Annotated in this window: 2 protein-coding genes; both read left to right on the top strand. The window is 69.7% G+C overall.

Going from position 1 to position 1,119, the window contains the following annotated elements; translation table 11 throughout:
* Nucleotides 1-307 (top strand): NAD(P)-dependent oxidoreductase (locus tag AC1DY5_RS56635; RefSeq protein ID WP_478122871.1); only part of this gene is annotated, 307 nt, incomplete at its 5' end.
* Nucleotides 308-323: 16 nt separating this feature from the next.
* A complete protein-coding gene (locus AC1DY5_RS56630) occupies nucleotides 324-1,073 on the top strand; it encodes a fumarylacetoacetate hydrolase family protein (RefSeq protein ID WP_478122870.1) in 750 nt (249 codons plus the stop codon).
* The last annotated feature ends 46 nt before the right edge of the window (nucleotides 1,074-1,119 follow it).

The raw sequence follows: 1,119 nt of genomic DNA, 5'->3' as shown, positions 1-1,119 counted from the left end.
CGACGCGGCCGTGCTCGATGCCCTCGGACCCCGCGGCTTCCTGGTCAACGTCGCGCGCGGCCGCCTGATCGAAGAGGCCGACCTGACCGAGGCGCTGACCGCCGGTCGCATTGCCGGTGCGGGCCTGGACGTGTTCGTCGACGAACCCCGCGTTCCCCTGGCGCTGCGCCAGTCCGACCGCGTGACCCTTCAGGCCCATCGCGCCAGTGCCACCTGGGAGACCCGCACCGCCATGGGCGAGATGGTGCTTGCCGGCATCGCCCAGGCCCTGGCAGGCGAACGCCCGACGATGAGCCTGACCACCTGAGCCCCAGGCCGAGCCCATGACTGATTTCGTATTCCTCGCGCCTGCACCGACTACCTTGCCGGTGTCGGGCAGCACACCGGTCTTCCCTGTGGGTCGTGTGTTCTGCATCGGCCGCAACTACCGCTGGGACCACGACGAGCAGGCCAGGCCCCCGGACATGCCGGCCTGGTTCATGAAGCCCGCCAGCGCGGTGGTGCAGGCGCACGGCCTCTTGCCTTATCCCCCGGGCACCGTCGACTTCTGCCATGAGATCGAATTGGTCGTGGCCATCGGTCGTGGCGGTCGGGACATAGCCCCGGCGCAGGCGGAGCCGCATCACATCTGGGGCTACGCCGCAGGCCTGGACCTCACGCGGCGCGACCTGCAGCAGCAAGCCAAGCGTACCGGTGGTCCCTRGGAGGCTGCCAAAGCCTTCGACCACTCGGCCCCCTGCACGCCGTTGGTGCCGGTTGCGATGTGCGGCCACCCCCGGCAAGGGGCTGTGTGGCTGGCGGTCAACGGCATCGAGCGTCAGCGCGCCGATCTGTCCGACCTCTTGTGGCCGGTGCCCGAACTGGTGGCCATGCTGTCGAGGTCGGTGATGCTCGCGCCCGGTGATCTGATCTACACCGGCACACCCGCAGGCGTGGGCGCGTTGCAACCAGGCGATGTCGTCAGCGGGGGAGTGACGGACATCGGCCGCTTCTCCGTGACCGTGGACGCCGCGCCTGCGCCCGTCCGCGCCTGCCACCGCTCCACATCACCCACGTCAGGAGACGCCCCTTGAGCGCAACCACCTCCAAGAAGATCGCCCTGGTCACCGGCGCAGGCAG

This window comes from Variovorax sp. P4_D9 (assembly GCF_056401695.1).
The sequence above is the reverse complement of the archived record's forward strand: the minus strand, read 5'-3'. Positions and strand labels throughout refer to the sequence as shown.